General features: G+C 62.9%; 26 protein-coding genes and 1 tRNA gene. 10 read left to right on the plus strand and 17 right to left on the minus strand.

The window, feature by feature from the left end; genetic code table 11:
- Window positions 1-33 precede the first annotated feature (33 nt).
- The 3 genes from ATN00_RS01685 to gltB are packed head-to-tail and all read left to right on the plus strand — an operon-like array spanning window position 34 to window position 6,772.
- Window positions 34-1,485, plus strand: coding sequence for an NAD(P)-dependent oxidoreductase (locus ATN00_RS01685; RefSeq protein WP_062061267.1), 1,452 nt, complete (start codon window positions 34-36; stop codon window positions 1,483-1,485).
- A complete protein-coding gene (locus ATN00_RS01690; RefSeq protein ID WP_231746359.1) occupies window positions 1,482-2,231 on the plus strand; it encodes a DUF2059 domain-containing protein in 750 nt (249 codons plus the stop codon). The genes ATN00_RS01685 and ATN00_RS01690 overlap by 4 nt, the downstream gene beginning before the upstream one ends.
- A complete protein-coding gene (gltB, locus tag ATN00_RS01695) occupies window positions 2,231-6,772 on the plus strand; it encodes a glutamate synthase large subunit (protein WP_062061272.1) in 4,542 nt (1,513 codons plus the stop codon). Before ATN00_RS01690 ends, gltB begins: the two co-directional genes overlap by 1 nt.
- A gap of 13 nt (window positions 6,773-6,785) precedes the next feature.
- Here gltB and ATN00_RS01700 read toward each other — a convergent pair whose 3' ends face one another.
- Entirely contained in the window at window positions 6,786-7,271 is a 486-nt protein-coding gene (locus ATN00_RS01700; RefSeq protein WP_062061274.1) for a hypothetical protein, read from the minus strand.
- 134 nt (window positions 7,272-7,405) lie between these two features.
- Here ATN00_RS01700 and ATN00_RS01705 point away from each other — a divergent pair.
- A tRNA-Leu gene (locus tag ATN00_RS01705) sits at window positions 7,406-7,492 on the plus strand.
- Window positions 7,493-7,616: 124 nt separating this feature from the next.
- Here the strand turns inward: ATN00_RS01705 and ATN00_RS22705 are convergent.
- The 14 genes from ATN00_RS22705 to ATN00_RS01770 are packed head-to-tail and all read right to left on the minus strand — an operon-like array spanning window position 7,617 to window position 20,136.
- The gene (locus ATN00_RS22705) at window positions 7,617-7,841 is read right to left on the minus strand and encodes a hypothetical protein (protein WP_082635058.1); all 225 of its coding nucleotides are present in this window, start codon (window positions 7,839-7,841) and stop codon (window positions 7,617-7,619) included.
- A gap of 9 nt (window positions 7,842-7,850) precedes the next feature.
- Window positions 7,851-8,186: a DUF736 domain-containing protein gene (locus ATN00_RS01710; protein ID WP_062061276.1), complete on the minus strand. Its 336-nt coding sequence runs from the start codon at window positions 8,184-8,186 to the stop codon at window positions 7,851-7,853.
- Window positions 8,183-8,404: a DUF2274 domain-containing protein gene (locus tag ATN00_RS01715; protein ID WP_062061279.1), complete on the minus strand. Its 222-nt coding sequence runs from the start codon at window positions 8,402-8,404 to the stop codon at window positions 8,183-8,185. The genes ATN00_RS01710 and ATN00_RS01715 overlap by 4 nt, the downstream gene beginning before the upstream one ends.
- A 14-nt stretch (window positions 8,405-8,418) precedes the next feature.
- Window positions 8,419-9,726: a TraB/TrbI/VirB10 family type IV secretion system protein gene (locus ATN00_RS01720; RefSeq protein WP_062061282.1), complete on the minus strand. Its 1,308-nt coding sequence runs from the start codon at window positions 9,724-9,726 to the stop codon at window positions 8,419-8,421.
- Window positions 9,723-10,703 carry a P-type conjugative transfer protein TrbG gene (trbG, locus tag ATN00_RS01725; RefSeq protein ID WP_062061284.1) on the minus strand — a complete coding sequence of 327 codons (981 nt, stop codon included), beginning with the start codon at window positions 10,701-10,703 and terminating at the stop codon, window positions 9,723-9,725. The genes ATN00_RS01720 and trbG overlap by 4 nt, the downstream gene beginning before the upstream one ends.
- Window positions 10,700-11,527 (minus strand): conjugal transfer protein TrbF, encoded by an 828-nt coding sequence (trbF, locus tag ATN00_RS01730; RefSeq protein ID WP_062061287.1) that lies wholly within the window; start codon window positions 11,525-11,527, stop codon window positions 10,700-10,702. The genes trbG and trbF overlap by 4 nt, the downstream gene beginning before the upstream one ends.
- A 5-nt stretch (window positions 11,528-11,532) precedes the next feature.
- Window positions 11,533-12,852, minus strand: a complete 1,320-nt coding sequence (gene trbL / locus ATN00_RS01735; protein ID WP_062061290.1) for a P-type conjugative transfer protein TrbL — start codon at window positions 12,850-12,852, stop codon at window positions 11,533-11,535.
- A gap of 25 nt (window positions 12,853-12,877) precedes the next feature.
- Window positions 12,878-13,561 carry a P-type conjugative transfer protein TrbJ gene (gene trbJ, locus ATN00_RS01740; protein WP_231746360.1) on the minus strand — a complete coding sequence of 228 codons (684 nt, stop codon included), beginning with the start codon at window positions 13,559-13,561 and terminating at the stop codon, window positions 12,878-12,880.
- Window positions 13,562-13,602: 41 nt separating this feature from the next.
- Window positions 13,603-16,068 carry a conjugal transfer protein TrbE gene (trbE, locus tag ATN00_RS01745; protein ID WP_062061296.1) on the minus strand — a complete coding sequence of 822 codons (2,466 nt, stop codon included), beginning with the start codon at window positions 16,066-16,068 and terminating at the stop codon, window positions 13,603-13,605.
- Window positions 16,062-16,349 carry a VirB3 family type IV secretion system protein gene (locus ATN00_RS01750; protein ID WP_082635059.1) on the minus strand — a complete coding sequence of 96 codons (288 nt, stop codon included), beginning with the start codon at window positions 16,347-16,349 and terminating at the stop codon, window positions 16,062-16,064. Before ATN00_RS01750 ends, trbE begins: the two co-directional genes overlap by 7 nt.
- The gene (locus ATN00_RS01755) at window positions 16,349-16,681 is read right to left on the minus strand and encodes a TrbC/VirB2 family type IV secretion system protein (protein ID WP_062061299.1); all 333 of its coding nucleotides are present in this window, start codon (window positions 16,679-16,681) and stop codon (window positions 16,349-16,351) included. Before ATN00_RS01755 ends, ATN00_RS01750 begins: the two co-directional genes overlap by 1 nt.
- Window positions 16,682-16,686: 5 nt before the next feature.
- Window positions 16,687-17,664, minus strand: a complete 978-nt coding sequence (gene trbB, locus ATN00_RS01760) for a P-type conjugative transfer ATPase TrbB (protein ID WP_197413645.1) — start codon at window positions 17,662-17,664, stop codon at window positions 16,687-16,689.
- Window positions 17,661-18,065 carry a ribbon-helix-helix domain-containing protein gene (locus ATN00_RS01765; protein ID WP_062061302.1) on the minus strand — a complete coding sequence of 135 codons (405 nt, stop codon included), beginning with the start codon at window positions 18,063-18,065 and terminating at the stop codon, window positions 17,661-17,663. The genes trbB and ATN00_RS01765 overlap by 4 nt, the downstream gene beginning before the upstream one ends.
- Window positions 18,066-18,081: 16 nt before the next feature.
- A complete protein-coding gene (locus ATN00_RS01770) occupies window positions 18,082-20,136 on the minus strand; it encodes a conjugal transfer protein TraG (protein WP_062061305.1) in 2,055 nt (684 codons plus the stop codon).
- Window positions 20,137-20,347: 211 nt separating this feature from the next.
- Between ATN00_RS01770 and ATN00_RS01775 the strand changes: the two genes are divergently transcribed.
- The 3 genes from ATN00_RS01775 to ATN00_RS01785 all read left to right on the plus strand — a co-directional run bounded on the left by ATN00_RS01775 (window position 20,348) and on the right by ATN00_RS01785 (window position 22,800).
- Window positions 20,348-20,650, plus strand: coding sequence for a type II toxin-antitoxin system TacA family antitoxin (locus ATN00_RS01775; RefSeq protein WP_062061308.1), 303 nt, complete (start codon window positions 20,348-20,350; stop codon window positions 20,648-20,650).
- 3 nt (window positions 20,651-20,653) lie between these two features.
- The gene (locus ATN00_RS01780) at window positions 20,654-21,163 is read left to right on the plus strand and encodes a GNAT family N-acetyltransferase (RefSeq protein WP_062061311.1); all 510 of its coding nucleotides are present in this window, start codon (window positions 20,654-20,656) and stop codon (window positions 21,161-21,163) included.
- A gap of 203 nt (window positions 21,164-21,366) precedes the next feature.
- A complete protein-coding gene (locus ATN00_RS01785; RefSeq protein ID WP_062061313.1) occupies window positions 21,367-22,800 on the plus strand; it encodes a DUF2235 domain-containing protein in 1,434 nt (477 codons plus the stop codon).
- Between the two features lie 140 nt (window positions 22,801-22,940).
- Here ATN00_RS01785 and ATN00_RS23290 read toward each other — a convergent pair whose 3' ends face one another.
- On the minus strand, window positions 22,941-23,438 hold the full coding sequence (locus ATN00_RS23290; RefSeq protein WP_156415196.1) for a hypothetical protein: 498 nt from the start codon (window positions 23,436-23,438) through the stop codon (window positions 22,941-22,943).
- A gap of 257 nt (window positions 23,439-23,695) precedes the next feature.
- On the opposite strand from ATN00_RS23290, the gene ATN00_RS01795 reads away from it, so the two are divergent.
- Window positions 23,696-25,039, plus strand: coding sequence for a hypothetical protein (locus tag ATN00_RS01795; RefSeq protein WP_062061317.1), 1,344 nt, complete (start codon window positions 23,696-23,698; stop codon window positions 25,037-25,039).
- 184 nt (window positions 25,040-25,223) lie between these two features.
- Here the strand turns inward: ATN00_RS01795 and ATN00_RS01800 are convergent, their stop codons facing one another.
- Entirely contained in the window at window positions 25,224-25,856 is a 633-nt protein-coding gene (locus ATN00_RS01800) for a tyrosine-type recombinase/integrase (protein ID WP_062061320.1), read from the minus strand.
- A 113-nt stretch (window positions 25,857-25,969) separates the two neighbouring features.
- Between ATN00_RS01800 and ATN00_RS01805 the strand changes: the two genes are divergently transcribed.
- Window positions 25,970-26,260, plus strand: coding sequence for a type II toxin-antitoxin system RelE/ParE family toxin (locus tag ATN00_RS01805; RefSeq protein ID WP_062061323.1), 291 nt, complete (start codon window positions 25,970-25,972; stop codon window positions 26,258-26,260).
- Window positions 26,250-26,552: a HigA family addiction module antitoxin gene (locus tag ATN00_RS01810; protein WP_062061326.1), complete on the plus strand. Its 303-nt coding sequence runs from the start codon at window positions 26,250-26,252 to the stop codon at window positions 26,550-26,552. The genes ATN00_RS01805 and ATN00_RS01810 overlap by 11 nt, the downstream gene beginning before the upstream one ends.
- The last annotated feature ends 119 nt before the right edge of the window (window positions 26,553-26,671 follow it).

Below are 26,671 nucleotides of genomic sequence, written 5' to 3' on the forward strand. Positions count from 1 at the left end.
GTGAGCGCCTGCAATATTTTCCAGGGGCGACTTATGGGTGACAATCCGATGCTGAAGTTTGTGGGGACGGGCCAGGCCTATCCCGAAAAACGCTCGGCGCAGGATCGCGCGGACGATTTCCTTGAGATCAGCCGCAGCTTCATTCTGGACCGGGCGGAAGAGCAGGCGTCGCGCTGTTCGCAATGCGGCGTGCCCTATTGCTCGACCCATTGCCCGCTGCACAATCATATCCCCGACTGGCTGCGCCTGACCGCGGAAGGGCGGCTGCGCGAAGCCTATGAGCTGTCCAACCTCACCAGCACCATGCCGGAAATCTGCGGCCGCATCTGCCCGCAGGATCGCCTGTGCGAAGGCAATTGCGTCATCGAATTTTCCGGCCATGGCGCCGTCACCATCGGCAGCGTCGAAAAATACATCACCGATACGGCGTGGAAGGAAGGCTGGGTCGAACCACTGGTGCCCGGCAGCCCCACCGGCCAGTCGGTCGGCGTGATCGGCGCGGGCCCGGCGGGCCTGACCACGGCGGAATATCTGCGCGTCGCGGGATATGAGGTGCATGTCTATGACCGGCACGACCGGGCGGGCGGGCTGCTGACCTATGGCATTCCCGGCTTCAAGCTGGAAAAGGACGTGGTGATGCGCCGCGTCCAGCGGCTGAAGGACGGCGGCATCGTCTTTCACCAGAGCTTCGAGGTCGGACGCGACGCCACGCTGGAAGAGCTGCGCCAGAAGCATGACGCGGTGCTGATCGCGACCGGCGTCTACAAGCCGCGCGACATCAAGGCGCCGGGCGTGGGCGCACCGGGCGTGGTGAAGGCGCTGGACTATCTGACCGCTTCCAACAAGGCGGGCTTTGGCGACGCGGTGCCGGAACATGAGGACGGGTCACTGCTGGCGGCGGGCAAGAATGTCGTCGTCATCGGCGGCGGCGACACCGCGATGGACTGCGTCCGCACCGCCATCCGCCAGGGCGCCAAGTCGGTGAAGTGCCTCTATCGCCGCGACCGGGAAAACATGCCCGGATCGCAGCGCGAAGTCGCCAATGCCGAGGAGGAAGGCGTCGAGTTCGTGTGGCTGACCGCGCCGGTGGCGTTCGAAGGCACGGAGCATGTCACCGGCGTCAAGGTGACGAAGATGCGGCTGGGTTCACCCGACGCTTCGGGCCGCCGCGCGCCGGAGCCGGACCCCGGCAGCGAGCACACGCTGGAGGCGGACCTTGTCATCAAGGCGCTGGGCTATGACCCGGAAGAACTGCCGCGGCTGTTCGGATCGGAAGACCTGTCGGTCACGCGCTGGGGCACGCTGCGCGTCGATCATCGCACGATGATGACCAGCGTGGACGGCGTGTTCGCGGCGGGCGACATCGTGCGCGGCGCTTCGCTGGTCGTCTGGGCGATCCGCGACGGCCGCGATGTGACCGAGCATATGCACCGCTACCTCAAGGCACAGGCCAAGGCAGCGGCGGGCGAAAGGGTCGCCGCGTGAGAAAGAGGCTGTTCTGGATGGCGGGGGCCGCGCTGGCTTTCGCCGCCCCTGCCCCCCTTCTTGCACAGGCGCAGGAGCAGGCGGCCGATCCCGCGCGGATCGCGGCGGCGAAGCCGGTGGTGGACAAGGTGTTTCCTGTCGGCACCTATCGTCGGATGATGGGCGAAACCATGTCCAAGATGATGGACAGCATGATGGACGGCGTCATGAAGATGCCGCTCGCGCAGCTCGCCCGCATCGGTGGCGTGCCGTCGGAGAAGATCGCGACCCTCAATGATGCATCCATGGCGGAGATCGGCGCGATACTCGACCCGCATTTCCGCGAGCGGACGAAGAAGGGCATGGACGCAATGATGGCGTCCATGGCGGACCTGATGAACGGGTTCGAGCCGCAGGTGCGCGACGCGCTGACCCGCGCCTATGCCCGCAAGTTCGACGGGCGGCAGCTTGGTGAGCTGAACGGCTTTTTCGCGACGCCGACCGGCGATCTGTATGCCCGCGAATCCATGATGATGTTCATGGACCCGGAAATCATGCGCGAAATGCAGGCTTTCATGCCTGAGATGATGAAGAAGATGCCCGACATCGCGGCAAAGGCGGAGGCGGCGACCAAAGACCTGCCCGCCCCCCGCAAGATTGCCGACCTGTCGCCCGCCGAACGCGACCGGCTGGCGAAGCTGTTGGGCGTGAAGGCCGGCGACCTCAATGACAACGCCGCTTCGACAAGCGACGAAGGGACCGAATGATGACTGAGCAGACCCCTTTCATGGCCAGCCCCGAAGAGCGCGCACGCATCGCTGCCGAGGGCATGTATCACCCCGAGATGGAAGGCGACGCCTGTGGCGTGGGCCTGGTTGCGGCCACCGATGGCCGTGCCAGCCGCCGCGTGGTGGTGAGCGCCATCGATGCGCTGAAAGCCGTGTGGCATCGCGGCGCGGTGGACGCGGACGGCAAGACCGGCGACGGCGCTGGCATCCATGTCGACCTGCCGGTGCGCTTCTTTGACGACGCCATCGCCGACAGCGGCCACAAGCCCATGCCCAACCGGCTCGCCGTCGGCATGATCTTCCTGCCGCGCACGGATCTGTCGGCGCAGGAAACCTGCCGCACCATCGTCGAAAGCGAGATCATCGACGCGGGCTACACCATCTATGGCTGGCGCCAGGTGCCGGTCGACGTGTCGGTCATCGGCGAGAAGGCGCAGCGCACCCGCCCGGAAATCGAGCAGATCATGATCGCCGGGCCGATGCCCGAGGAACGCGATCAGGCCGAGTTCGAAAAAGACCTCTACCTCATCCGCCGCCGGATCGAGAAGAAGGTGATCGCCGCGCAGATCAACGATTTCTACGTCTGTTCGCTGTCCTGCCGCTCGATCATCTACAAGGGGCTGTTCCTGGCGGAATCGCTGTCGGTTTTCTACCCCGACCTTCAGGACGAGCGGTTCGAAAGCCGGGTCGCGATCTTCCACCAGCGTTATTCGACCAACACCTTTCCGCAATGGTGGCTGGCCCAGCCCTTCCGCACGCTGGCGCATAATGGCGAGATCAACACGATCCGCGGCAACCAGAACTGGATGAAGAGCCACGAGATCAAGATGGCCAGCCTCGCATTCGGCGAATATAGCGAGGACATCAAGCCGGTGATCCCGGCGGGCGCTTCGGACACCGCCGCGCTCGACGCCGTGTTCGAGGCAATCTGTCGCGCCGGGCGCGACGCGCCTACGGCCAAGCTGATGCTGGTTCCCGAAGCGTGGCAGAGCGACAAGGCCGACCTGCCCCGCCCCCATGCGGATATGTATGAATATCTCGCCTCCGTGATGGAGCCGTGGGACGGCCCCGCCGCGCTGGCGATGACCGATGGCCGCTGGGTCGTCGCGGGCGTGGACCGCAACGCGCTGCGTCCGCTGCGCTATACGCTGACGGGCGACAATCTGCTGATCGTGGGGTCCGAAACCGGCATGGTCGTGGTGCCCGAAACCACCATCATCCGCAAAGGCCGCATGGGCCCCGGCCAGATGATCGCCGTCGATCTGCTCGAAGGCGAACTCTATGACGACCGCGCGATCAAGGACAGGATCGCGGGCGAAGCGCCCTATGGCGAACTCATCAAGGACTTCATGTCGATCGAGGACCTGCCGCAGGCGCCCAGCGCACTGCCGCAATGGGACAAGGCGGAACTGACGCGCCGCCAGGTCGCGGCCAACATGACGCTGGAGGACATGGAGCTGATCCTCAGCCCCATGGTCGAGGATGCGAAGGAAGCCATCGGCTCCATGGGCGACGATACGCCGCTGGCCGTCATTTCCGACAAGCCGCGCACGGTCAGCCATTTCTTCCGCCAGAATTTCAGCCAGGTCACGAACCCGCCGATCGACAGCTTGCGCGAACGGCATGTGATGAGCCTCAAGACGCGCTTTTCGAACCTCAACAACATTCTGGAAGAAGGCGCGCAGAAGAACAACGTGCTGGTGCTGGATTCGCCGGTGCTGACATCGGCCGAATGGACGCGGCTGAAGGCGCATTTCGGCCATGCGGTCGCGGAAATCGACTGCACCTTCCCGGCCGAGGGCGGGCAGGAGCAGTTGCGCGCGGCGATCACCCGCATCCGCGAGGAAGCGGAACAGGCGGTACGCGAAGGACACAGCGAAATCTTCCTGACGGACGAGCATGTCAGCGCCGACCGGGTCGCCATTGCGGGCGTGCTGGCGGCGGCGGCGGTGCACACGCACCTGGTCCGCAAGGGGCTGCGTAGCTATGCGTCGATCAACATACGCTGCGCCGAGGCGCTCGACACCCATTATTTCGCGGTGCTGATCGGCGTGGGCGCGACCACGGTGAACGCCTATCTGGCCGAAGCCAGCATCGCTGACCGCCATGCGCGCGGCCTGTTCGGCGACCTGCCGCTGGAGCAGTGCTTCGAGCGTTATCGGGTGGCGATCAACGAGGGTCTGCTCAAGATCATGTCCAAAATGGGCATCGCGGTCATCAGCAGCTATCGCGGCGGCTATAATTTCGAGGCGGTGGGCCTGTCCCGCGCGCTGGTGAACGACCTGTTCCCCGGCATGCCCGCCAAGATTTCGGGCGAAGGCTATCATTCGCTGCACTACAGCGCGAAGATGCGGCACGACGCCGCTTATGACAGCGCGATCGTGCGCCTGCCGGTGGGCGGCTTCTATCGCCAGCGCGACGGCGGGGAGAGCCATGCCTATTCGGCGCAGCTCATGCACCTGCTGCAAACATCGGTCGCGACGGACAGCTATTCGACCTATCTGCAATTTTCGCGCGGGGTGCGGGATTTGCCGCCGGTCTATCTGCGCGACCTGCTGGAGTTCAACTTCGCCCGCGAGGCCGTGCCGATCGACGAAGTGGAAGCCACCACGGAAATCCGCAAGCGCTTCGTGACGCCGGGCATGTCGCTGGGCGCGCTCAGCCCCGAAGCGCATGAGACGCTGGCCATCGCCATGAACCGCATCGGCGCGAAGGCCGTGAGCGGCGAAGGCGGCGAGGATGCGAACCGTTTCAAGCCCTATGAGAATGGCGACAACGCGAACTCGGTCATCAAGCAGATCGCGTCAGGCCGTTTCGGCGTCCATGCCGAATATCTGGGATCGGCCGAGGAGATCGAGATCAAGGTCGCGCAGGGCGCCAAGCCCGGCGAAGGCGGCCAGCTTCCCGGCTTCAAGGTGACGGAGTTCATCGCCAAGCTGCGCCATTCGACGCCCGGCGTGACGCTGATCTCTCCGCCGCCGCACCATGACATCTATTCGATCGAGGATCTGGCGCAGCTCATCTACGACTGCAAGCAGATCAACCCGCGCGCGCGGGTGTGCGTGAAGCTCGTCAGCCAGGCGGGCATCGGCACGGTCGCGGCGGGCGTCGCGAAGGCCCATGCCGACGTCATCCTGGTGGCGGGCCATGTCGGCGGCACGGGCGCGTCGCCGCAGACGTCGATCAAATATGCGGGCACGCCGTGGGAAATGGGCCTGTCGGAAGCCAATCAGGTGCTGACGCTCAACGGCCTGCGGCACCGGGTGAAGCTGCGGACGGACGGCGGGCTCAAGACCGGGCGCGACATCGTGATCGCGGCGATCCTGGGCGCGGAGGAATTCGGCATCGGCACGCTATCGCTGGTGGCCATGGGCTGCATCATGGTGCGTCAGTGCCACAGCAACACCTGCCCGGTGGGCGTGTGCGTGCAGGACGAAAAGCTGCGGCAGAAGTTCACCGGCACGCCCGAGAAGGTCATCAACCTCATGACCTTCATCGCCGAGGAAGTGCGCGAGGTTCTGGCGCGGCTGGGCTTCCGCAGCCTGGACGAGGTGATCGGGCGGACGGAACTGCTGAAGCAGGTCAATCGTGGTGCGGAGCATCTGGACGACCTCGACCTCAATCCCATCCTCGCCAAGGTGGATGCGCCCGACGAGCAGCGGCGCTTCAGCCTCGACGCGTGGCGCAACGAAGTGCCCGATAGCCTCGACGCGCAGATGATGCGCGACGCCAAGGCCGTGTTCGAACGGGGCGAGAAGATGCAGCTCACCTATACGGTGCGTAACACGCATCGCGCGGTGGGCACGCGCCTGTCGGCCGCCGTGACCGAACGCTTCGGCATGTCGGCGCTGGCGGACGGGCATCTGACGGTGCGCCTGCGCGGAAGCGCGGGCCAGTCGCTGGGCGCGTTCCTGTGCAAGGGCATCACGCTGGAAGTCTTTGGCGACGCCAACGACTATGTGGGCAAGGGGCTGTCGGGCGGCACCATCGTGGTCCGCACGACCGTCTCCAGCCCGCTGTCGAGCAAGGACAACACGATCATCGGCAACACCGTCCTTTATGGCGCGACCGCGGGCAAGCTGTTCGCGGCGGGTCAGGCGGGCGAACGCTTCGCGGTCCGCAATTCGGGCGCGCAGGTCGTGGTCGAAGGCTGCGGCGCCAATGGCTGCGAATATATGACCGGCGGCATAGCGGTGATTCTGGGCAAGACCGGCGCCAATTTCGGCGCGGGCATGACCGGCGGCATGGCCTTCATCCTCGACGAGGAGGGCAGTTTCCCGGCGCAGGCTAACCCGGAGAGCATCGTCTGGCAGCGGCTGGAAAGCGCGCATTGGGAAACGGAGCTGAAGGCGCTGATCGCCCAGCATGCGGTCGCCACCGACAGCAGATGGTCGAACACGGTGCTGGACGACTGGGACCGCTGGCGGCGCTATTTCTGGCAGGTCTGTCCCAAGGAGATGGTGAACCGGCTGGCCTATCCGCTAAGCGATGCGCCTGCGGAGGTGGTCGCGGCCGAATAAGGCCACATCGGCTTCAAGGCTGGGCGGGGACGGCCGGCGCGAGCGTCGGGCGGACCTTCACCGGAACGGATTTCGGTATGGCGGCGGGGGAAGGGTCTTCTCCCGCCGCTAATCTTTCCGGCGAGGGCGACAGGCGAGACGCGGACGCGGGCGGGGTCTCGACCGGCATGGCCGTCCCATCGCCGGACGTCATATAATCCTGCACCACCGGGTCCGTGCTGCCGTGGATCATGCCGTCAGCATCCCAGTTGCCCTGGTCCGCCGCCATCTGCCGCTCGGCAAGCGTCGGACCGCAGCCGGTGCATCGGATGACGGCCGGCCCCTGTTCCGGCGTGGTGGGCGCGAAGCCGGCCAGATCATCCTCCGGCGCGTCGAACATTTCGGTTTCCGCGACGCGTGGCGCCCTTTCCGGCGTGGTCACGAAATGGCCTAGCCCCATGCCCAGCAGAACCGCCGCGCCCGTGGCGCTCGCCCCGGCGATCCAGAAGGTTCTTGCCATGGCCGCCTCCTCTTGTCGTGACCCGTTCCCGTCAATCGTAACGCATATGCAGATCGGTTGTTGCATAGGGAAAAAGCCTTTGCTAAGGGCCGGCTCCTACCAAGGCACCGGCCCCGCCGGTTCCCCGGAAATGTGCGGTCGTGGCGGAATTGGTAGACGCGCAACGTTGAGGTCGTTGTGGCCGAAAGGCCGTGGAAGTTCGAGTCTTCTCGACCGCACCAATGTCCTTTGAAAACAAAGGATATTTTTGGGGGTTTGGCACAGTTTGGCACACTGCCACCCCCCCGAATATGCTGTGAACGGTGTAAAAATCCGGATGGATGACGGGGCGTTTTCGCTGCTCCGTCACCGGATTTTCCGGGGCCGCCCGCCTCTACCAATCGGCAGATCGCTGCTCTCCTTTGCCCATTCACGAGCGACCTCCGGTAGCCACCGCGGACGGGCAAGCGCCGCAACACGCGGCGGCAGCTTTTCCGGACTTTGCGACACCATCCGGCAGATGGTGGTTTCGGAATAGGAGAGGAACTTCGCCAACTCCCTCGGGGTCCACAGGCCGTCATCCTCGTTCACCGTCCCCTCCTATTGTCGGTTTGAGCGCGGGTCAGATGGTGGCAGTACCAGATGCGCCGTCAGCCCCTCGGCATCGGGGAACAGCATGGCGCTGATCGGATAGAACGGATCGTCGATCCGAACGCGCAGATATTCGCGCGGCGGTTCGCTGTGCGACGTTCGCTCCCAGGCATCGCCTATGTGGTGCCAGCCCAGCATGACCCGGAACGATGGCGCTCGGTCGCTCGCGCGGTCGTCGTTGGGCACGAGGCGGATTTGCCGCTGGATCGCGAGCGTGCTGATCTCGCCTTCCCATCCGCCCTGCTTCGACCGCTTGAACCGGCCGATAATCCTCCTGCGTATCATGTGCCGGCCTCCATCTCTTTGCGGGCCTTGGCAAAGGCGCGGTCGCTGGCGAGGAAGGTTTCGAGCATGGCGGGAATGAGGTCCGCTACCTCGGCTTTGTCGGCATAGGTGCAGTTGTAGAGCGCCGCATAGTCGGCAAGCGCATGAGCAATGTCCGGTGTGACGGTGATGCCGATCTTGACCGGTGTACGATCGGGCAGTTTTGCGAGTTTGAGCACGGGGCATCTCCTTGTTAGCGAGCGCCGCCCCAGGGCCGCAATTGAATGTCCTTGTGAACGATCACACGAAGCGGCCAACCGGGACGGACGGTGATGGTGGGCTGGATGTTGAGGTTCCTGGAAACGATCTGCTGACCGGCCTGGTTGGCGGACTGTTGGGTGGATTGCCGGATCGCGCGGACAAGATCGCTTTCATCGCTGCCAAGCGACAATTCGGTTCCGACGCCAAGCAGGGTCGAGAGCGCAACTCCTTTGAGCAGGCGCCAGGTGTGGAAGTCCACCTTGTCGGACAGGCCGGCATAGCCCGCCGCATCGGTCGCCGGGAGATTGTCAATCTGGATGGAACTGCCGTCGGGGAGGATGATCCGCTGCCAGACCAGCAGCGCACGGCTTTGGCCGAAGGCGACGACGCTGTCGTAGCTACCGATCAGGCGCGAGCCCTGCGGGATCAGCAGTATCCGGCCCGTCACGGTGTCGAAGACCGGCTCCGTCACCTGCGCCACCACCATGCCCGGAAGGTCGGAATTGAGCCCGGTGATAAGGCTGGCGGCGATCACGCTCCCTGCCATGATCTGATAAGGCGAAGCCGGGGTCTGGAGGGCATGAGCGTTATAGATGCCGCTGGACGATTGTTGTCCGATGAAGTCCAGCTTGCGCTGCTGTGCATTTTGGTCACGGTCGGGATCGAGCGCGAGGCGGCCAGCCTGCTCGTTTTCGGTTCCCGGCGCAATGCTGGCCGTGGCCGCGCCATCGCTACCAGTTGCCATCGAAACGCCTGAGGCCCGCCCAGACGATTGCACCATCACGCCAGCCTCGCGTGCTTGATGGGCCTGCGCGGCAATGCGCTGGCGTTCGGCTTCTGCAGCCTGCTCCGCCGCCGTCATGCCTCGCGGTGCGGTCACTGGATCAGATGGAACCGCTCCCCCCGCTGCAAGCTCGCGCTGACGGTCGAGGATCGGCTTGCCGAGGTCGCCGGGAAGCGGATCGCCAAGGATCGGCGTGGTTGGCGTCACCTTGCTGTAGTCGCCGGGTAGGTTGGCGACCGCGTCGGCGGGCGTGCGCCGCTCGGTCATCGCTCTTTCTTCGGATTGGATGATCTGGAGGGTCTTCGGCCCCAGTGCCATCCAGGCGATGCCAGCAATGGCGAGCGATCCCACCGCCGCACCGCCGACGACAACGCCGCGTCGAAAGCGCACCACGCGGCGCGGCGCGGCCCGAAGGACAAGCTTCTCGGGAGCGACCTTGCCGGTTCCCGCGGTGCCGGATGGGGTTGTCTGGGTGGTGGCATCGGCCGCAGCCGTATCGACAAGTGGCTCGCTCATTTGCGCGCCCTCCCGGTCCGACCGTCAGTGCGGCTGATCCGCACGACGGCCTGAGGATTCTCGCCCAACCGCAATTCTGCCGCGCCGAATAGCCGATCGACGATATAGTGATTGGCACTGACCCGGTAGTTGACGAGCTGGCTCTGCCCCAACGGTCCTACCACAAACAGCGGTGGCGCTTCGCCCTGATCGAGCCGCGCGGGAAACTCGATATAGACCTTGTTGCCGTCATCCCATGCGCGGACCGGACGCCATGGCGGATTGTCGCCCGTGATCGTGTAGCGGAACTTGAGATTGGTGAGCGCCACGCCGTCGGCGATGGGCTTTGCCTGTTCGGCGCGGATGTTCTGGCGCTGCAAGGCGACGAGCCGGTCCTGCGGATAGGTCCACGAGATTGCTGCCATGGCGGTCTTGTCGGTGCTTTCGAGTGCCAGATGATACGCCCGCCGATCGGTGGTAATGACCATGTTCGTGACAAGGCCTGGGGCAAAGGGTTTGACCAGCACATGCACGCGCATGTCCTCGCCGGCACCGCTGTTGGTATCGCCGATTGCCCAGCGCACCGTATCGCCCGCCGATACGGCCACGAGCTTCTCGCCGGGCTGCAACGCGATGTCACTGACCCGCTCCGGCGCGGCGTAGAGGCGGTATATTGCGCCTTCAGTCCAGGGATAGACCTGCACCGCATTGATATAGCCCGCGCTCGACGGCTCTCGCATCGCCGCCCGGTTGGCGGCCTCCACTCTTGCGGTCGGCGGGCTGGTATCGCGACTGGCGGTTGGGCGTGGCAGAAGCTGGCCCGGAAGAGGCAGCGGAACCGGAGTCTGCACAATTTCGACAGGCTTCGGCGGCTCTGCCTCCAGTATGGCGGGCTGGAACTGCGCGCTATCGAGCGCGATCACGGGCGGCGGCGTCCTTCCAGCGCAGGCCGTGGCGAGCGCCAGCAGCGGCACGGTCAGTGCGACATTCCGGATCATGGATGGTTTCCTTTCTGCTCGGACGTGGTTGAGGCGGGGTCCGGCGTCAGCTCTGACGGAACCGGAGCGGCGTTCGAAATCGTCGGTTTGAAAGCGGGTGGCTCCCGTGAGGAGGATGCGTCTCCCGATTGAATGGGCTGGCCGTCCAGTTCGCGCGCCCAGTCGATCGCGTTGACGAATAGCCCGAGCGGATTCTTGCGGAGAGCATCGGCCGTCTTGGGCGGTTGCATCACCACGGTGAGCATGGCGGTCCAATGCTCGGTCTTCGCAAGGCTGCCACGCTCGTAGATGCTCTCGGTCCATTTGACCTGGAAGCTGCTGTCGGATGCACGCACAACGCTCGTCACCTGGACCGAAACGCTGCGCTGACCGATCCCGGCGAAGGGGTCGTTGGAGCGGGCATATTCATTGAGGAAGATCGCAGCGCGGTCGGTGGCGAAGTCGTAGGCGGCGAGCCAGTTCGTCTTTACCAGCACCGGATCGGTCGAGACGGAACGGACATGGGTGATGAAACGCGCCAGATGCCATGCCACCTGTCCGTCGGTCGGCTTGTAATTCTGGATCGCCGGCGCGACCGAGCGAGCCTCGCCCAAGCGGTCCACCTCGACCACATAGGGTGCGACACGGGCCTGCATCGACTGCCAGACATTCGATGCGATCAGGATTCCGGTCAGACCGAGACAGGAGAAGGCGACAAGCCGCCAATTCCGCGCCTGAACACGTGCAGAACCGATACGCTCGTCCCAAAGTTGACCGGCGCGTTGATAGGGAGTTTCAGGCTGGGGCGTGACCCCATAGCGCTGGACGGATCGCTTGAAGATCATGGGGTTCATTCCTTTTCGCTGAGGTCGGGATTGGCTCCGCCGCCGGGCCGGTCACCATCCTTGACCGCCTGCACGGCCATGTGGCGGTGATGACGCGCCGTCTGCTGCGCATGCAGATTGCGCGCCCATGCCGGGGTCGGATCGGATGGAGTTGCGCCGCTGGACGGAGCGGAAGGAGCCGGCGATGTGCTGCCGGCAGTCCATGCGGCTTGGCTACCCTTCGCCGCGCTTTCCCGGATCGGACCGACAATGCGCGAGGCCGCGGTTCTGACGCCTTGCGACGCCGCGCCGCCAGCAGCCGTGGCGATACCGCCGAGGCCAGCACCGATGCTGGCGCTGCCGGACGTTTCCTGGCCGAGCCTGTAGGCACTGGAGGCAGCCGATCCCATCGCAGTGCCGGCTCGAATCGCGCCCATGCCGCCGCGTCCCGCCAGCATCGCACCGCGCGTCCCCAGCACGGCCGCACCTCCCGTCATGATCGCCGCGCCCGCCATCGTGCCGACGGCAGCACCAGCGCCAAGCTGCGGAGCGCCGGAAACGAGGCCCGATGCGATGCCCGGACCGAAGATACCGAGGCCGAAGAGAGTCAAGGCGCCCATCAGCAGGGTCAGAGCCTCGGAGATCTCGGGATCGCTGCCCAGCAGGGGCGTCATCTGGTCGAAGAGATTGGTGCCGATGCCGATGATGACGGCCAGCACCATGACCTTGATGCCCGACGACACGACATTGCCCAGCACTCGTTCGGCGAGGAAGCTGGTCTTGTTCCAGAGCGCGAAGGGTACGAGGACGAACCCGGCGAGCGCCGTCAGCTTGAATTCCAGGATGGTGATGAAGAGCTGGATGGCGAGGATGAAGAAGGCGAGCACCACCAACAGCCAGCAGATGAGCAGCACTGCGATCGACAGGAAGTTGCCGAAGAATTCCGGAAAGCCCGAAAGTTCGGACACCTTCTCGAGCAAGGGATGCGCTGCCTGGAACCCGGTGCCGGCGATCGCGCCGGGGTGCATGAGGTCGTCGGCCGACACGCCCCCGCCGCCCGCCGTGATGCCGAGACCGGAGAAACTGCGGAAGATGATCTCGGCGAGCGTGCTGAAGTTGCCGATGATGAAGGCGAAGGCCCCGACATAGAGGACTTTCTTGATGAGCTTGCCGAGCACATCCTGATCACTCTCGATCGCCCACCACAGCGCGGCCAGGGTCACATCGATGCCGATCAGCACCGTGGTGAGAAATGCCACATCGCCCGACAACAGACCGAAACCGCTGTCGATGTAGCTGATGAAGGCTTCGAGGAAGCTGTCGATGATATTGAGGTCGGGGTTCATGACCGGGCCGCCTTTGTGGATGCCGTCAGTTGCGCGTGTATATTTGTGCCGAACCGATGAAGCGCTTCGTCCGCTCGCGCGCAGCTTCCATGGCCTGTTGCTGACGCGCGCGCTCGAGTGCATCGGCGCGATATTGCGCCGCCATCATCTGCTGGATCTGGAACTGCTGCTTGGTGCTGAGCGCGATGAGCTGGTTGGTCGCTTGCGCAGCCTGCAGGCTTCCGGTCGCCGACTGGCTCTGCGTGACGAGTTCGCCGAGCAACTCGGCATCGGCTCCGACGTTCTCGACCACCTGCGCCTGCACACGCATGGTCTGGCGATAGCCCTGCATCGAGGCCTGAAAGCGGGCACGGGCCTGCGTGACGATCTCATTGGTGGAAAGCGCGGTATCGAAGACGGCGGGAAACTGCTGGCGTAATGCCTCGTCGGTCGAGGCGAGGTCGAAGGCGATGCCCTCGGCCTGGTTCATCAGCGTACCGATCCGCTGCATCGAGCGGGTGATCTGCGTGAGAGAGGAGAAGTCGAGGCGCTGGAGATGCTTGGCCATATCGGTCAGCATCGACGCCTGGTTCTGAAGCGCCTGAATCTGGTTGTTGATCTGTTGCAGCGTGCGGGCTGCGGTCAGCACGTTCTGCGCGTAGTTCGATGGATCGAACACCACGATGGCGTGCGCCGGGGCGACGGGCACGATCATGACGGTCGTGACCATCGATGTCACGGCCAGAAATGCGGCGAATGGGCGGAATCTCATCACAATAGCTCCTTCTGCTGAGGGGTGATTGGCTCGGTCCCGGCGCGCTGCGCACCGGGAAAGCCGGGGATCAGCTGCGAAGCCCAGGAGAGCCCGCGCACTTCGAGAAAGGCCGCGAGGAAGCCGTCAGCGCCTTCGCGATGCAGCAGGGCGTCGATCAGGTTTTGGGTTTCGGGATCGGATGCGCCGCATAAGCTGAGCGCGATGGGGCCAAGGGCGAGTTCGAACAGGCGATTGCCGCGCCGCGATTGCAGATAATAATGTCGCTTGGGCGTGGCGCGGGCGATCAGCTCGATCTGCCGGTCGTTGAGACCGAAGCGCTCATAGGCGGCGCGGCCCTGCGGCTCGATGGCGCGATCGTTCGCGAGGAAGATGCGTTGCGGGCAGGATTCGATGATCGCCGGGGCAATGCTGCTATCGGCAATGTCGGCGAGCGACTGGGTGGCGAACACCACGCTGACATTCTTCTTGCGGAGAACCTTCAGCCATTCGCGGATGCGCTGGGCGAACAGCGGGTTGTCGAGAAACACCCATGCCTCGTCCAGAACCAGCAAGGTCGGGCGTCCGTCGAAGCGTTCCTCAAGCCGGTGGAACAGATAGGTCAGCACCGGGGCGACGACGCCCGCGCTGTGCATCAGCGCCTCGGTCTCGAAGCACTGCATGCTGGACAAGCGCAGGCTGTTTTCCGCTGCATCGAGCAGACGGCCGAACGGCCCCTCCAGCGTATAGGGCAGCAGCGCGGCCTTGAGCGCGTTGGACTGCAAGAGGACCGACAGGCCGGTGAGCGTGCGTTCCTCGACCGGGGCGCTGGCGAGGCTCGTGAGTGCGGACCACAAGGCTTCCTTGACCTCGGGCGTCACTTCGACCTTTTCATGGGCGACCAGCGCGGCTACCCATTCGGCCGCCCATGTGCGTTCGGCATCGTCGTCGATATTGCGCAGGGGCTGGAACGCCAGCGCGTCACTCTCACCCAACGCATGATGCGCGCCGCCACAGGCCAGCACCGTCGCACGGGCGGATAGCCCCTTGTCGAAAATATATACTTGAGCGCCCGGATAGCGCCGGAACTGAAGCGCGAGCAGCGCCAGCAGCACCGACTTACCCGCGCCAGTCGGCCCGACGATCAACATATGGCCGACATCGCCGACATGGATAGACAGGCGGAACGGCGTCGATCCGCTTGTCTCGGCATAGAACAGCGGCGGCCCGTTCAGATGATCGTTGCGCGCCGGCCCTGCCCAGACCGACGACAGCGGCATCAGATGGGCAAGGTTCAGCGTATGGACCAGCGGTTGCCTGATATTTGCGTAGACATGGCCGGGCAGCGATCCCAGCCAGGCTTCGACCGCGTTGACGCTTTCACGGATGCTAGTGAAGCCCAGGCCATTGACGATACGCTCGACGATGCGGACCTTTTCATCGGCGGCAAAACGATCCTCGTCCGACACGGTGATCGTCGCGGTATAATAGCCGAACGCCACATGGTCGCCGCCGAGCGCCTGTAGCGCGAGATCGGCATCGGCGACTTTGTTGTCGGCATCGCTGTCGGTCAGCTGAACCGGCTCGTTCATCATCACTTCGCGCATGAGCTGCGCGATGGACTTCCTCTTGTTGAACCACTGACGGCGGATGCGGGTCAGCGTCTTGTTGGCCGCCGTCTTGTCGAGCGCGATGAATCGGGTCGCCCAGCGATAGGCGAAACCCTGATGGTTGAGCGTATCGAGAATGCCTGGCCGGGTCGCATTGGGAAAACCAAGCACTGTGACAGTGCGCAGATGGCGCGCGCCCAACATCGGTTCGATCCCGCCGGAAAGCGGCGTATCGACCAACAGCCCGTCGAGATACATCGGTGTTTCCGGCACCGCGACGGGATGGCGCGTTGCGGAAATGCAGTCGTGGAGGAAAGTCAGTGTTTCAGCGTCGTCCAACGCGCGGACCTCGTCCATGAAACCGGAAAGCAAGTCCAGAACCCGGTCGGTCTCGGCGATGAAACCGCGCAGTTCCTGCCGCCAATCGCGATCCTGTTGCGGTGTCTCGCGTTCGAGCAGCGCCCGTTCAGCGCGGCTCACCTGATCGGCGGGCGGCAGGTAGCAGAGGGTCAAATGATAGCGGCTCTCGAAATGCTGACCCCGCCTCCCATCGAAATGCGCCCGCCGTTCCTCATCCACGAGCCAGGAAGCGGGATCGGGAAAGACGCTGTCGGGATAGCCCAGCGCCTCAATGCGTTCGGCATCGAAGAACAGCGCCCAGCCCGATCCCAGACGCCGCAGTGCATTGTTCGCCCGCGCGCAGACCGAAACCAACTCAGCTTCGGTCGCTGATTCCAGGTCTGGGCCGCGAAAGCGAAGTGTGCGCTGGAAGCTTCCATCCTTGTTCAGCACCACGCCCTTGGCCACCAACGCAGCCCAGGGGAGATGATCGGCAAGGCGATCGGCGCCATTGCGGTATTCACGCAGGATCAGCATGAGAGGTAGGCCTTCTGTCGGAGGTGACGGACGACAACGGGCGCGAAATCCGGATCGCGTTTCGCCGCGAAGACCGCGAGGCTATGTCCGGCTAGCCAGAGCAAAAGTCCCGCGATCCATTGCTGGAGACCAAGCCCCATCGCGGCGGCGAGCGTGCCGTTGAGGATCGCGATTCCGCGCGGCGCACCCCCAAGCAGGATCCGTTCGGTGAGCGCGCGGTGCAGTGACACCTCGAAACCTTCGATGTGCCCACCGGCTGGGATGGAGTTGGCCCCGGTCATCAGATCAGCGCTCCGCCACCAAAGCTGAAGAAGGAGAGGAAAAAGCTCGATGCCGCGAAGGCGATCGAGAGGCCGAAGACGATCTGGATCAGCTTGCGGAAACCGCCAGAGGTTTCGCCGAAGGCGAGCGCCAAGCCGGTCGAGATAATGATGATGACCGCGACGATCTTGGCGACCGGGCCTTGCACCGATTCTAGAACCTGTTGCAGCGGCTCTTCCCACGGCATGCCCGAGCCGGCGGCCATGGCGGAGATGGGCAAGAGCAGCGTCGCGGCGGCGAGCAGCAACTTGTTGGGCAAGCGGCGGATAGTGGGCACATTGAGGGCATGCATGGGATTCAATCTCCTGTGCTGTGGGGGATGATGAGGTCGGTGACGGCGAAATCGCCGTCGACATCGAGCCCGTCCACCTCGGCAACGGTCTCGACCCTGCGGCCGGTGCCCCGGCCGGAGATGAACACGATCATGTCGATGGCTTCGGCGATCAGCCGCCGTGGCACCGTGATGACGCACTCGGCAACAAGCTGCTCGATCCGGTAAAGCGCAGAGCGCGCGCTGTTGGCATGAACCGTCGTGATCCCGCCCGGATGACCGGTGTTCCAGGCCTTCAGCATGTCCAGCGCCTCGCCGCCTCGGACTTCACCAACGATAATGCGATCGGGGCGCAGACGCAGCGTCGAACGCACCAGGTCAGCCATCGTTACAACGCCAGGCCGGGTGTGCAGCGCCACCGTGTCCGGCGCGGCGCATTGCAGCTCGCGTGTGTCCTCAATGATGATGACTCGCTCGTCGAGCGTTGCCATCTCGGCCAGCAAGGCGTTCGCCAGCGTGGTTTTGCCTGAAGACGTACCGCCCGCGACAAGGATGTTCTTGCGCTCGACAACGGCCATAGACAGCGCCAGCGCGACTTCGGCGCGCATAATGCCGCCCGTCACATAGTCCGTCAGTGTGTGGATGCGCACGGCCGGCTTGCGGATGGAAAAGCAAGGTGCGGTCGACACCGGCGGCAATAGCCCTTCGAACCGCTCCCCGCCTTCCGGCAGTTCGGCGCTGACGATCGGCGCGCCGGCGTGGACCTCGGCGCGGACGTGCGAGGCTACCAGCCGGATGATGCGTTCAGCCTCCGCCGGTTCCACCCGCACTTCCGAATCCACACGGCCTTCGCCCAGCAGATCGAGCCGTAGCGAACCGTCCGGATTGACCATGATCTCGAGGACGCGCGGGTCGGAAAGCGCAGCGGCAATCGCCGGTCCCATCGCGGTGCGCAGCATCGCCCGGCGACGGCCCTGCGAGGTCAGATTGACACCGCCGCTCATTGTCCGCCTCCGTTATCGGAAGGCGTGGAACCGATGGACCGGCCGGCGGCGAGTTGCCGCCCTACCTGGTCGACGAAGCGGCGGAAGCGTTCGCGGCCGATCGCCTGCGCCGCCTTGTCGGCTTCGGGCAGCGGCGCGGTTACGGTGAGCTGGTAGCGGACGAACAGCGACAACGTTTCGAGCAAGACCAGACTGTCACGTTCGATCCGGCCAAGCTGGGTGCTGATCCGGTCGAGCCGGACTTTCAGAAGATCGTCCACTTCCCGCGTGGCGCGGCGATTGAGATAATCGCGCAGCGCATCGGACACGATCGCAGACTTCGACGTGCCCGGCTTCGAACCGAGCCGTTCCAACTGCGCGGTCAGATCCTCATCGAGATAGAGATGATGGCGGGGTTTCATGAATACCAGGCTCCCGTCAGAAGCTCGGCAGCAGATCGTCGCCGCGATCGGCTTCATTCATGGCATGAGCACGCTGCACACTGCCCAGGCCACGCAGGCGATCCATGGTCTGCCGATCGGAGCCCGCGTCACTCTCGTCCTCGATGCCGGTCAGCACCTCACGATCCGGCTCTGCGGCCTGAACGCTCTGTTCTTCCGGCAGGCCGGGGTGGCGCTGTTGCTGCAAACCGCCCTCGGCTTCCTCATCGAGGGTCGCGCCTTCTTCATCAGCGGCGGGGATCAGCCCATCATGCAGACCGCGAATTTCGACACCCCAGTCGTCCGGGCGCGGATCGGGCCGGTCGGCATAAGCCGCGTCGCCGTCGCCATTACGACCGAGATCGGGCGCGGGCAGTACGCGCGAGGTGAAATTGCGGTCTTGATAATAACGCAGCTTCTTCGCCCGGATCGGCGCAAGGCCAGACACCAGTACCAATTCGTCGGCAGGCGGGAGCTGCATTACCTCTCCCGGCGTCAGCAGCGGGCGGGCCGTTTCCTGCCGTGACACCATGACGTGGCTGAGCCAGGGGGCGAGCCGGTGTCCGGCATAGTTGCGCTGAGCACGCAATTCGGTCGCGGTGCCGAGCGCGTCGCTGATCCGCTTCGCCGTGCGCTCGTCGTTGCTGCTGAACGCTATACGGACATGGCAATTGTCGAGAATGGCGTTGTTCTCGCCATAGGCCTTGCTGATCTGATTGAGGCTCTGCGCGATCAGGTAGGCCCGAATGCCGTAGCCCGCCATGAAGGCCAGCGCCGTCTCGAAGAAGTCGAGCCGCCCGAGCGCCGGAAACTCGTCCAGCATCATCAGCAATTGATGCTTGCGGCTCTTCTTCGGGTCGCCCTCCAGGCGTTCGGTCAGGCGGCGGCCGATCTGGTTGAGGACCAGACGGACCAGCGGCTTGGTCCGCGAAATGTCGGATGGCGGAATGACCAGATAGAGCGATACCGGGGATTTGGCGTCGACAAGATCGGCAATACGCCAGTCGCATGCGGCCGTGTTCCGCGCCACGATTGGATCGCGATAAAGTCCAAGGAAGGACATGGCGGTGGATAGGACGCCGGAGCGTTCGTTCTCCGATTTGTTCAGCACTTCGCGTGCCGCCGACGCAACGACCGGGTGGACCTTCGGATGCTCCTTGGTACCCAGATGATTGGTCGCCATCATGCGCCGCAGCGTGTGCGCGAAGGATCGCTGCGGATCGGACAGGAAGGTCGCTACCCGCGCGAGGGTCTTTTCCTCCTCGGCATAGAGGACATGAAGGATGGCCCCAACCAAGAGGCTGTGCGAGGTCTTTTCCCAATGCGAGCGGCGTTCGAGCGCGCCTTCGGGATCGACGAGGATATCCGCGATATTTTGGACATCGCGCACCTCGTCGGGGCCTTTGCGTACTTCCAGCAAGGGATTGTAACGCGCCGAGCGTGGATCGGTCGGGTTGAACAACAGGCAATGCGAGAATCGCGAGCGCCAACCTGCGGTAAGTTGCCAGTTCTCGCCCTTGATATCATGCACGACGACGCTGCCGGTCCAGGACAGCAGCGAGGGGACGACAAGCCCGACGCCCTTGCCCGACCGCGTCGGCGCGAAGGCCATGACGTGCTCCGGCCCATCATGGCGCAGATAGTCCCCGCGATAGCGGCCGAGAAATACTCCGGCGGCACCGAACAACCCGGCTTTGGCGATCTCCGCGCGCGAGGCCCAGCGGGAGGAACCATAAGTGGTGACATGGCGGTTCTGCCGCGCCCGCCAGAGCGAACCGGCGATCGCCGACGCGCAACCGAGAAAGCCGCTGGCCCCCGCCAGCGCACCGGCCTTGTTGAAGACTTGGGGGGCATAAGCTTCGTAGTGATACCACCAGGCGAAAAGCTGCCAGGGCCGATAAATGGGAATACCGAAGGCAACCGCCCAAGGCATCCCAAGCTGCGCCTGATAGCCGAGCATGGATGCGGCCCACTGAGTAGCGGCCCACACGCCCAATATCACGATGGCAAAAACGACGAATATCTGCCCGACAAGCAGCTTGGTAGGGGTCATGGCATTGGCTCCGACTCGCGGGCCGCGACAGGCGGCACGAAGAGAGGCAAGGCTGGATCAGATCAGCGGATGGGCGTTACGTCGGTTGCGCACAGCCAAACCCGCTGAAGGCACGGTCTGGGATACGGCCGAGTGACCATTGATTGCCGTCCGCGCCATCCCGTATTGCAAAATACAATACAATCTGTCATATAGGTAGTGGAGGTGAATCATGCCGCAGCCCGCACAACGCAAGGAACATCCGCTGTCCATGAGGCTACCGGATACCGACATCGCCATCATCGACCGTGCCGCTAGGCTGCGGGGACGTTCGCGCACCGACTTCGTGCGCGATGCCGCCGTGCGCGCGGCCGAGGAAGTGCTGATGGAAACCACACCGATCCGCATGAGCGCGGAAGGGTTCGACGCGTTCATGGCCGCCGTGTCTGGCCCAGCGGTTCCCGTTCCCGAAATGGTGGAACTGTTCCGCCGCGCCGCGCCATGGGAAGCTGACCACTCCGCCACCGGGGAATAATCCTTGGCGATTTCTGGCCCCGAGCCGCTTACGGCCGCGCATGACGTATCCGGCTTCTCCTGCGGCAAACCCTCGCTCGACCGCTGGTTGCAGACGCGGGCACTCGCCAATCAGGAGAAGGGCTTCACGGCGGTCATGGTGGTCCACGAAGGTGGGCATGTCATCGGCTATTATGGGCTTGCGCCGACGTCGATCATTCCGGCTCAGCTTCCCCGATCTATCCGAACTGGGCAACCGCCCGATCCCGTCCCGTGCCTGCTTTTGGCGCAACTTGCCACGGATCAAAGCTGGGTCGGTAAAGGCATCGGCGCCGGTCTGCTCAAGCATGCATTGCAGCGATGCGTGACCGCCTCCCGGCTGATCGGAGGGCGCGCGTTGGTGGTCAATGCCGTGGATGATGAGGCGGCAGCGTTCTGGCGAAGGTGGGGATTTCTACCCTCCAAGGACGATCCGCTAACCCTGTTACGCTCAATTGGAGATATCGCTGCCTCACTCGGCGCTTGGGATCATTGATCGGGGCTGTATCCGCCGACAAAGCAGACCTTCATCACCATATTCCTGCTCGTCAAAATTTGCCTTTCATTCATCCGTCCTCAAAGCCGCTAATGTGGTCAATGCCCTTCACCGCCCTCAGTTGCGTCAACGACCAGCATTTGCAGATTTGACCCGACGATTGTTCTTGCTATGTTCAATCCTGCATGTTCGAGGGGGAAGCCATGTCGAAGAACATTGTCGTCTTTTCCGATGGCACTGGACAAGTTGGCGGCCTCAAGCCTGAGCAGCGCTTGAGCAATATTTACAAACTCTACCGTGCTTGCAGGGTAGACCCTCAAAACGACATCAATCCCGCTGAGCAAATCGCATTCTACGATCCGGGCCTTGGGACAGATGAGGGTACGTCAGGTTGGTTCAAATGGTCGCGTTGGGCGAAGAAGCTACTCGGCTCCGCGACGGGGCGCGGCATTGGCCACAATATTGCTGATTGCTACGAGTTCATCATCAACCACTGGGAAGCGGGCGATCGGATCTGGATCTTCGGATTTAGCCGAGGGGCCTATACAGCGCGTTGTGTTGCCAATGTGCTTTCTCTTTGCGGAGTGCCCACTCAGGACGCCGACGGCAAGCGGCTTACTCGATTTCGGCGTTGTACGCGGGCTATCGCCGATGAAGCCGTCCACCAAGTCTACGAACATGGTGCAGGTCATCCACTGGCCGAGTTTGAGAGCGAGCGCGACGAACTCGCACGCCGATTTCGTGAAAGATATGCGAGCGACAGTGACGGCGTTCCAAACGCCAGTCCTTATTTCATAGGTGTCTTTGACACCGTTGCAGCTCTCGGGGCGAAGGGCTGGAAGCGTACCGGGATCTTCGCGATCTTTGGTCTCGCTATCGTTGCTCTTTGTAGCGTTCTGGCAATCCCGATAACTTGGATATCGGACTACTCTTGGTCACACGTAGCCGGCCTGAGCGCCGTGGCGGTCATCGTGGCCCCTCTGATCATGCTGCGGATGAAGGCCCGAAGGACCATTAAGGACTTTCCAAAGAAGGGCGATCGTAGGTCACATTATATCAGCTGGAAGGCTGACAATTACGATCGGAGCCTAAGTAAGCATGTGAGGTACGCGCGCCATGCTATCTCCATTGATGAACGAAGAGAGGATTTCCCGCGAGTGAAGTGGGGAAGGCACGACGTCATTCGCAAGAAGGAAAGCGAAACCGACGAGCCATTGATCCAGCTTTGGTTCGCTGGAAATCACTCAGACATTGGCGGTAGCTATCCTGAATCGGAATCGCGGTTGTCTGACATCGCATTGGAGTGGATGGTCGAGCAGGCTACGTCTAACGATATTCCTCATCGCTTGCTGGTCGATCGCAGAGTTCTGCATCTATTTCCTGACCCCACTGCTCTGCAGCATTGCGAAATACTGGGATTTGCAAATGCTCATCCTGTGATCTCCCGCTTCGTCAACTGGACCGCCAAGCCTCGGAAAGGCGTGTTGGGCGGCACCTTGCATCCGTCAGTCGAAGTTCGGTTTGCCTGCAACGAAGTCTGTCAGAGTGGCGTAACGGGTCCATATCGTCCGGAAACGTTGCGGGAAGACGTTCGCTTTGGCTCATATTACTCAGATTCCATTTCGTCGGACGGCTGACACGGGCTTTGGCGCATCACAAACGCCAACATTGCTGCCGTTCGAGCGCTCAACAAGGCCGCCTAATAGCTGTCGTCCGTTCATTCGGCGGCAGAAAACAGCAAACCAACGCATTGGTTCGGCTACGGATCGTCTCTGAACTACCGATGTAAAATTCGGGCGGAAATGAAGTCGTTGATTTCGGTGTATTCTGCTGTTCTCTTTTGAAACAACCATTCGGCCAGCTCTTTTACAACCACCCAATTTGCTTCGAGCTCAGCACGCGCTTCAGATTCAAGCTTGTCATATTTTCGGGAGAGACCTGCTCCAGTGAGCTGCTGGACTGTAAGTTCGTGGTCGGGCTTGGCGCATGCTGGATTGGGTGTAAGCGATTTGTCGCTCTCAGATGCGATTTGCTCTGCGATAAACCCAGCGACAAGAATTTTTCCCAAATCCCTCGCGACTTCCGGTTTGGTCGTTATTTTATTCGATGCTTCGAGACCAGCCGCTTCCAGTTTCGAAGGGATCAGACCTACATAAGCCTCTCCCGGTCCATATGCCTCGAGTTGGATCGGCCCAGCTTGAAGGTGATATGATGAAAGGTACGCCATCACAGCGTGACCTGCTTCATGGAAGGCTGCTTCAAGCTTAATCGTCACTGAGGTAAAGTCCCACAATCGCAGCGGCCGTCGCGTCGCGCTGGCGACGTATCACCTTCTCCTTTTGCCACAACCAGCAATGCGATATCGCCAAGATATCCGCCGTTCAAGGCTCAAGCAGAGGCCTTCAAAACTTGCCTTACGTTCATCGATTAAGCGGTGCGCCTAATTGACCGGTCTCACCGCGATTTGCCGAAGATACGGTTGCTCGCGTATTTTGCCCGCCATGAATGTCGAAGCGTGCTAGCCCGCACCACATGTCGACGAAGTCCACAGCACAGCACGTCAGCGCCTTTCTCGACGAATGGCAGGCGACGACGGTGATGGTGCAGGAACGCGCCGGCCGTGGCGACAGCGCGTTCCTGAAGGAGATCGTGTTGCTGGAAGGCATGGATCGCGCGAATTGCGTCAGCAAGGCCGGCAATTCGCACCTCGATGCCGCCGCGAAAACGCTGCTTTTACGCGAAGGCCTGGCCGCCAAACTCTCGCGGCAGACCGCGCGCAATGCGCTGCTCCGCGGCCTCTCCGAGCACCTCCCCAAAGCGCTTAAGACCCGCCGGCTGTCCGAGCATGCCATCGTCGAGAAAGCACTCACCTTCCTCGCCGCGCATCCGCGTGACGACGGCCTCTATCTGTTTCCCGTCGTGTTCGCCCACCGCGCGAAGGAAACCGACTTCCGCGTCGGCGCCGCGCGCATCGTGGCGCGGCCGGTCCTCGAGGCAGAGTTGGCGGATGCCTGGGCCCGGCACGACGCGCCCGACGACGAGTGGGCGCGGCGCCTCGGCGACGACTGGAAAAGGCACGCGCAATCCTTCGACCACTTCATCACCGTGGAGATTGCGGGACACGAGGAGCGCATGGCTTGGCCGGTGGCACGCGACGCCGCCGAATGCCTGCTCAACCTGATCCGGATGTTCTTTGGATACGACGCGATGGACGATGTCCGGATCGGCGACGGATACCTCTGGCAGGAGACCCGCTCGGCGATGCGGCTCACCTCGGACGGACATATTTGCCTGTCGACGTCCTTGGGCGGCGGCGGCTCGCACTTGGAGGACGGCTGGACCGAGCCCTTCAATCGCCATCTCGGCCATTTCGCGCGTCTGCTCAGCGACGTCGTCACCTGGCACACCGTGCAGGACGGCAAGCCCGATGCGCTGCTCGAGAGACTCACCTACTTCAATCGGCTCATTTCGGAAGCCTATGCCGAGCCGCATCACCCGATCCGGCTGGTGCGGTTGGTGGCGGCGCTTGAGGCGCTCACCCTGGTTGGCGACAAGGACAAGGCGCACAACCTGTCGCATCGCTGCGGATGCACGGGGGGCAGCGGTGATCCCGAGGCATATTGCCGAATCTACGACGCCGTGCGGGAAGCCTATCGCTGGCGCAACGCGGTCGTCCATGGCGACGCACCGCGGGATGGCGAGGTCATGCGCGCATTCCGCCGGCTCGAGCGTCATATCCTCGACATCTATCTCGGGCTGCTCTCGCTGCACGCCGGCATTGCCAACGCCGCTCGGCCGCGGTCGATCGGGGCGCTGCGGCGCGAGTTCGGCGCCCGCGTCGATATGTTCTTCTGGTCGCAGAACCTAGCGACCTGAGGCACCGCAATCGTAGAGGCCACATCGTCAAGCGGAAAATGGCAGAAGCCTGCCGTTTCGGAAGGTTTTGCCAGAACCGCCAACATTGCAGTCCTTCATTGGATCAGAACAGCCCGCCGATACCTGCCGGTCGTTCATCAGGCCAAACCGGCTTCCCGGCGGCCTCGGGAAGCCGGAACCAGTGTCAAATTTCCGTCCGTTCGGACAGTGTCAGAGCATCATCCACGTCGACGCCTAGGTAACGGACCGTGTTCTCAATGTTCGTATGTCCCAGCAGGATCTGGACGGCCCGAAGATTGCCTGTGGCTTTGTAGATCAGTGCTGCCTTGGTCCGTCGCATCGAGTGCGTGCCATACTCCCGCTTGTCTAGGCCAATCGTTGAAACCCACTCGTCGACAAGACGAGCATACTGCCGTGTGCTCAAATGGCCGAGATAATCGATCCTGCTTGGGAATACGAAGTCGCAAATCGTGCCGCCGCGCCGATCGAGCCATGTCTTCAGGCTCTTGCGTGCTTCCGTCATGATCTCGAACTGCACAGGTCGACCGGTCTTTTGTTGGATGACGGTCGCGCGATCCCGAAATGACCCCGCGCTCATCAGGTCGCCGATCCTGATTTTGACCAGATCGCAGCCTCGCAATTTGCTGTCGATGGCGAGATCGAACAGGGCCCGGTCGCGTAGACGTTTGTGTTCGTCGAGATAGAAACGGATCGCCCAGATATCGCGAGGCTTCAGCGGGCGCTTCGGCCCAACTTTTTTCCCTGCGTTCCAAGGGCTCCGATCATGAATGGCGGGGTCGAGGTCTGAATGTCCCATGATAGTTCTCCGATGGCCGGTATGGCCAGCGCGAGTATAGTATGCACGTCTCGCCCCCCGACGTGTGTCGCGCGACACTTGACAATCCTGCGACGGCGCGCTACATCCGAACAATGGAAATAGAGAGCATCAGGCACAAAGGCCTGCGCCGCTTCTTTGAGACGGGCAACTCCAAAGGCCTGGTTGGAGATGCGGGGCGATTGCGCAAGATGCTCGCTTTCATCGACGCTGCGGAAAGCTTCGAGGAGCTGTCAGTGCCTCCGAACTTCGGATTGCATGAGCTGACAGGCGATCGGAAAGGGAACTGGTCGATGACGGTTACGAGAAACTGGCGGATGACCTTCGGTTTGAATGGTGAAGGCGCGCTAATCGATATGGATCTGGAGGATTATCATGGCGCTTAAGATGCACCCTTCGCTCGCGGTCCACGTGGGAGACTGGTTGAAGACCGAAATCGTGGAGCCTGCACAGGTTAGCGTGACGGCTTTGGCCGAGCATTTTGGCGTATCGAGGCAGGCGTTGAGCACCTTGCTGAACGGCAATGCGAACCTGTCTGCTGATATGGCTATTCGGTTTGAGAAGGCCTTCGGCATCAAGGCCGACACTCTGTTGCGGATGCAGACGGCCTATGAGCTGGCCCAGGCCCGCGAGCACGAGCAGGACATAAAGGTCGAGAAGCTCGCAAAAGCTGCCTGACACGCCGACAAAGTAGGCGTTCCCACACCACTCCACGCAGCCTGATAGCTGCCCACTATTCATTTGACCGCATGGTAGTGGGTTGCTCATCTTGGGTTGGCAGGATGGGCAAACGCGGT

The sequence above is a fragment of the Sphingobium baderi genome, from assembly GCF_001456115.1.
Taxonomy (GTDB): domain Bacteria; phylum Pseudomonadota; class Alphaproteobacteria; order Sphingomonadales; family Sphingomonadaceae; genus Sphingobium; species Sphingobium baderi_A.

What these genes read in the sequence shown, in the direction of transcription:
- ATN00_RS01770 (WP_062061305.1), bottom strand. Translation starts at nt 20,136, where the DNA reads ATGACCCCTACCAAGCTGCTTGTCGGGCAGATATTCGTCGTTTTTGCC.
- trbB (WP_197413645.1), bottom strand. Translation starts at nt 17,664, where the DNA reads ATGAGCGGCGGTGTCAATCTGACCTCGCAGGGCCGTCGCCGGGCGATG.
- trbJ (WP_231746360.1), bottom strand. Translation starts at nt 13,561, where the DNA reads ATGGTCACGACCGTCATGATCGTGCCCGTCGCCCCGGCGCACGCCATC.
- ATN00_RS01750 (WP_082635059.1), bottom strand. Translation starts at nt 16,349, where the DNA reads ATGACCGGGGCCAACTCCATCCCAGCCGGTGGGCACATCGAAGGTTTC.
- ATN00_RS01765 (WP_062061302.1), bottom strand. Translation starts at nt 18,065, where the DNA reads ATGAAACCCCGCCATCATCTCTATCTCGATGAGGATCTGACCGCGCAG.
- ATN00_RS01785 (WP_062061313.1), top strand. Translation starts at nt 21,367, where the DNA reads ATGTCGAAGAACATTGTCGTCTTTTCCGATGGCACTGGACAAGTTGGC.
- trbG (WP_062061284.1), bottom strand. Translation starts at nt 10,703, where the DNA reads ATGATCCGGAATGTCGCACTGACCGTGCCGCTGCTGGCGCTCGCCACG.
- ATN00_RS01720 (WP_062061282.1), bottom strand. Translation starts at nt 9,726, where the DNA reads ATGAGCGAGCCACTTGTCGATACGGCTGCGGCCGATGCCACCACCCAG.
- trbF (WP_062061287.1), bottom strand. Translation starts at nt 11,527, where the DNA reads ATGATCTTCAAGCGATCCGTCCAGCGCTATGGGGTCACGCCCCAGCCT.
- ATN00_RS01700 (WP_062061274.1), bottom strand. Translation starts at nt 7,271, where the DNA reads ATGGCAAGAACCTTCTGGATCGCCGGGGCGAGCGCCACGGGCGCGGCG.
- ATN00_RS01685 (WP_062061267.1), top strand. Translation starts at nt 34, where the DNA reads ATGGGTGACAATCCGATGCTGAAGTTTGTGGGGACGGGCCAGGCCTAT.
- ATN00_RS01755 (WP_062061299.1), bottom strand. Translation starts at nt 16,681, where the DNA reads ATGCATGCCCTCAATGTGCCCACTATCCGCCGCTTGCCCAACAAGTTG.
- ATN00_RS01775 (WP_062061308.1), top strand. Translation starts at nt 20,348, where the DNA reads ATGCCGCAGCCCGCACAACGCAAGGAACATCCGCTGTCCATGAGGCTA.
- trbE (WP_062061296.1), bottom strand. Translation starts at nt 16,068, where the DNA reads ATGCTGATCCTGCGTGAATACCGCAATGGCGCCGATCGCCTTGCCGAT.
- gltB (WP_062061272.1), top strand. Translation starts at nt 2,231, where the DNA reads ATGACTGAGCAGACCCCTTTCATGGCCAGCCCCGAAGAGCGCGCACGC.
- trbL (WP_062061290.1), bottom strand. Translation starts at nt 12,852, where the DNA reads ATGAACCCCGACCTCAATATCATCGACAGCTTCCTCGAAGCCTTCATC.
- ATN00_RS01800 (WP_062061320.1), bottom strand. Translation starts at nt 25,856, where the DNA reads ATGGGACATTCAGACCTCGACCCCGCCATTCATGATCGGAGCCCTTGG.
- ATN00_RS01795 (WP_062061317.1), top strand. Translation starts at nt 23,696, where the DNA reads ATGTCGACGAAGTCCACAGCACAGCACGTCAGCGCCTTTCTCGACGAA.
- ATN00_RS01810 (WP_062061326.1), top strand. Translation starts at nt 26,250, where the DNA reads ATGGCGCTTAAGATGCACCCTTCGCTCGCGGTCCACGTGGGAGACTGG.
- ATN00_RS01805 (WP_062061323.1), top strand. Translation starts at nt 25,970, where the DNA reads ATGGAAATAGAGAGCATCAGGCACAAAGGCCTGCGCCGCTTCTTTGAG.
- ATN00_RS01710 (WP_062061276.1), bottom strand. Translation starts at nt 8,186, where the DNA reads ATGATACGCAGGAGGATTATCGGCCGGTTCAAGCGGTCGAAGCAGGGC.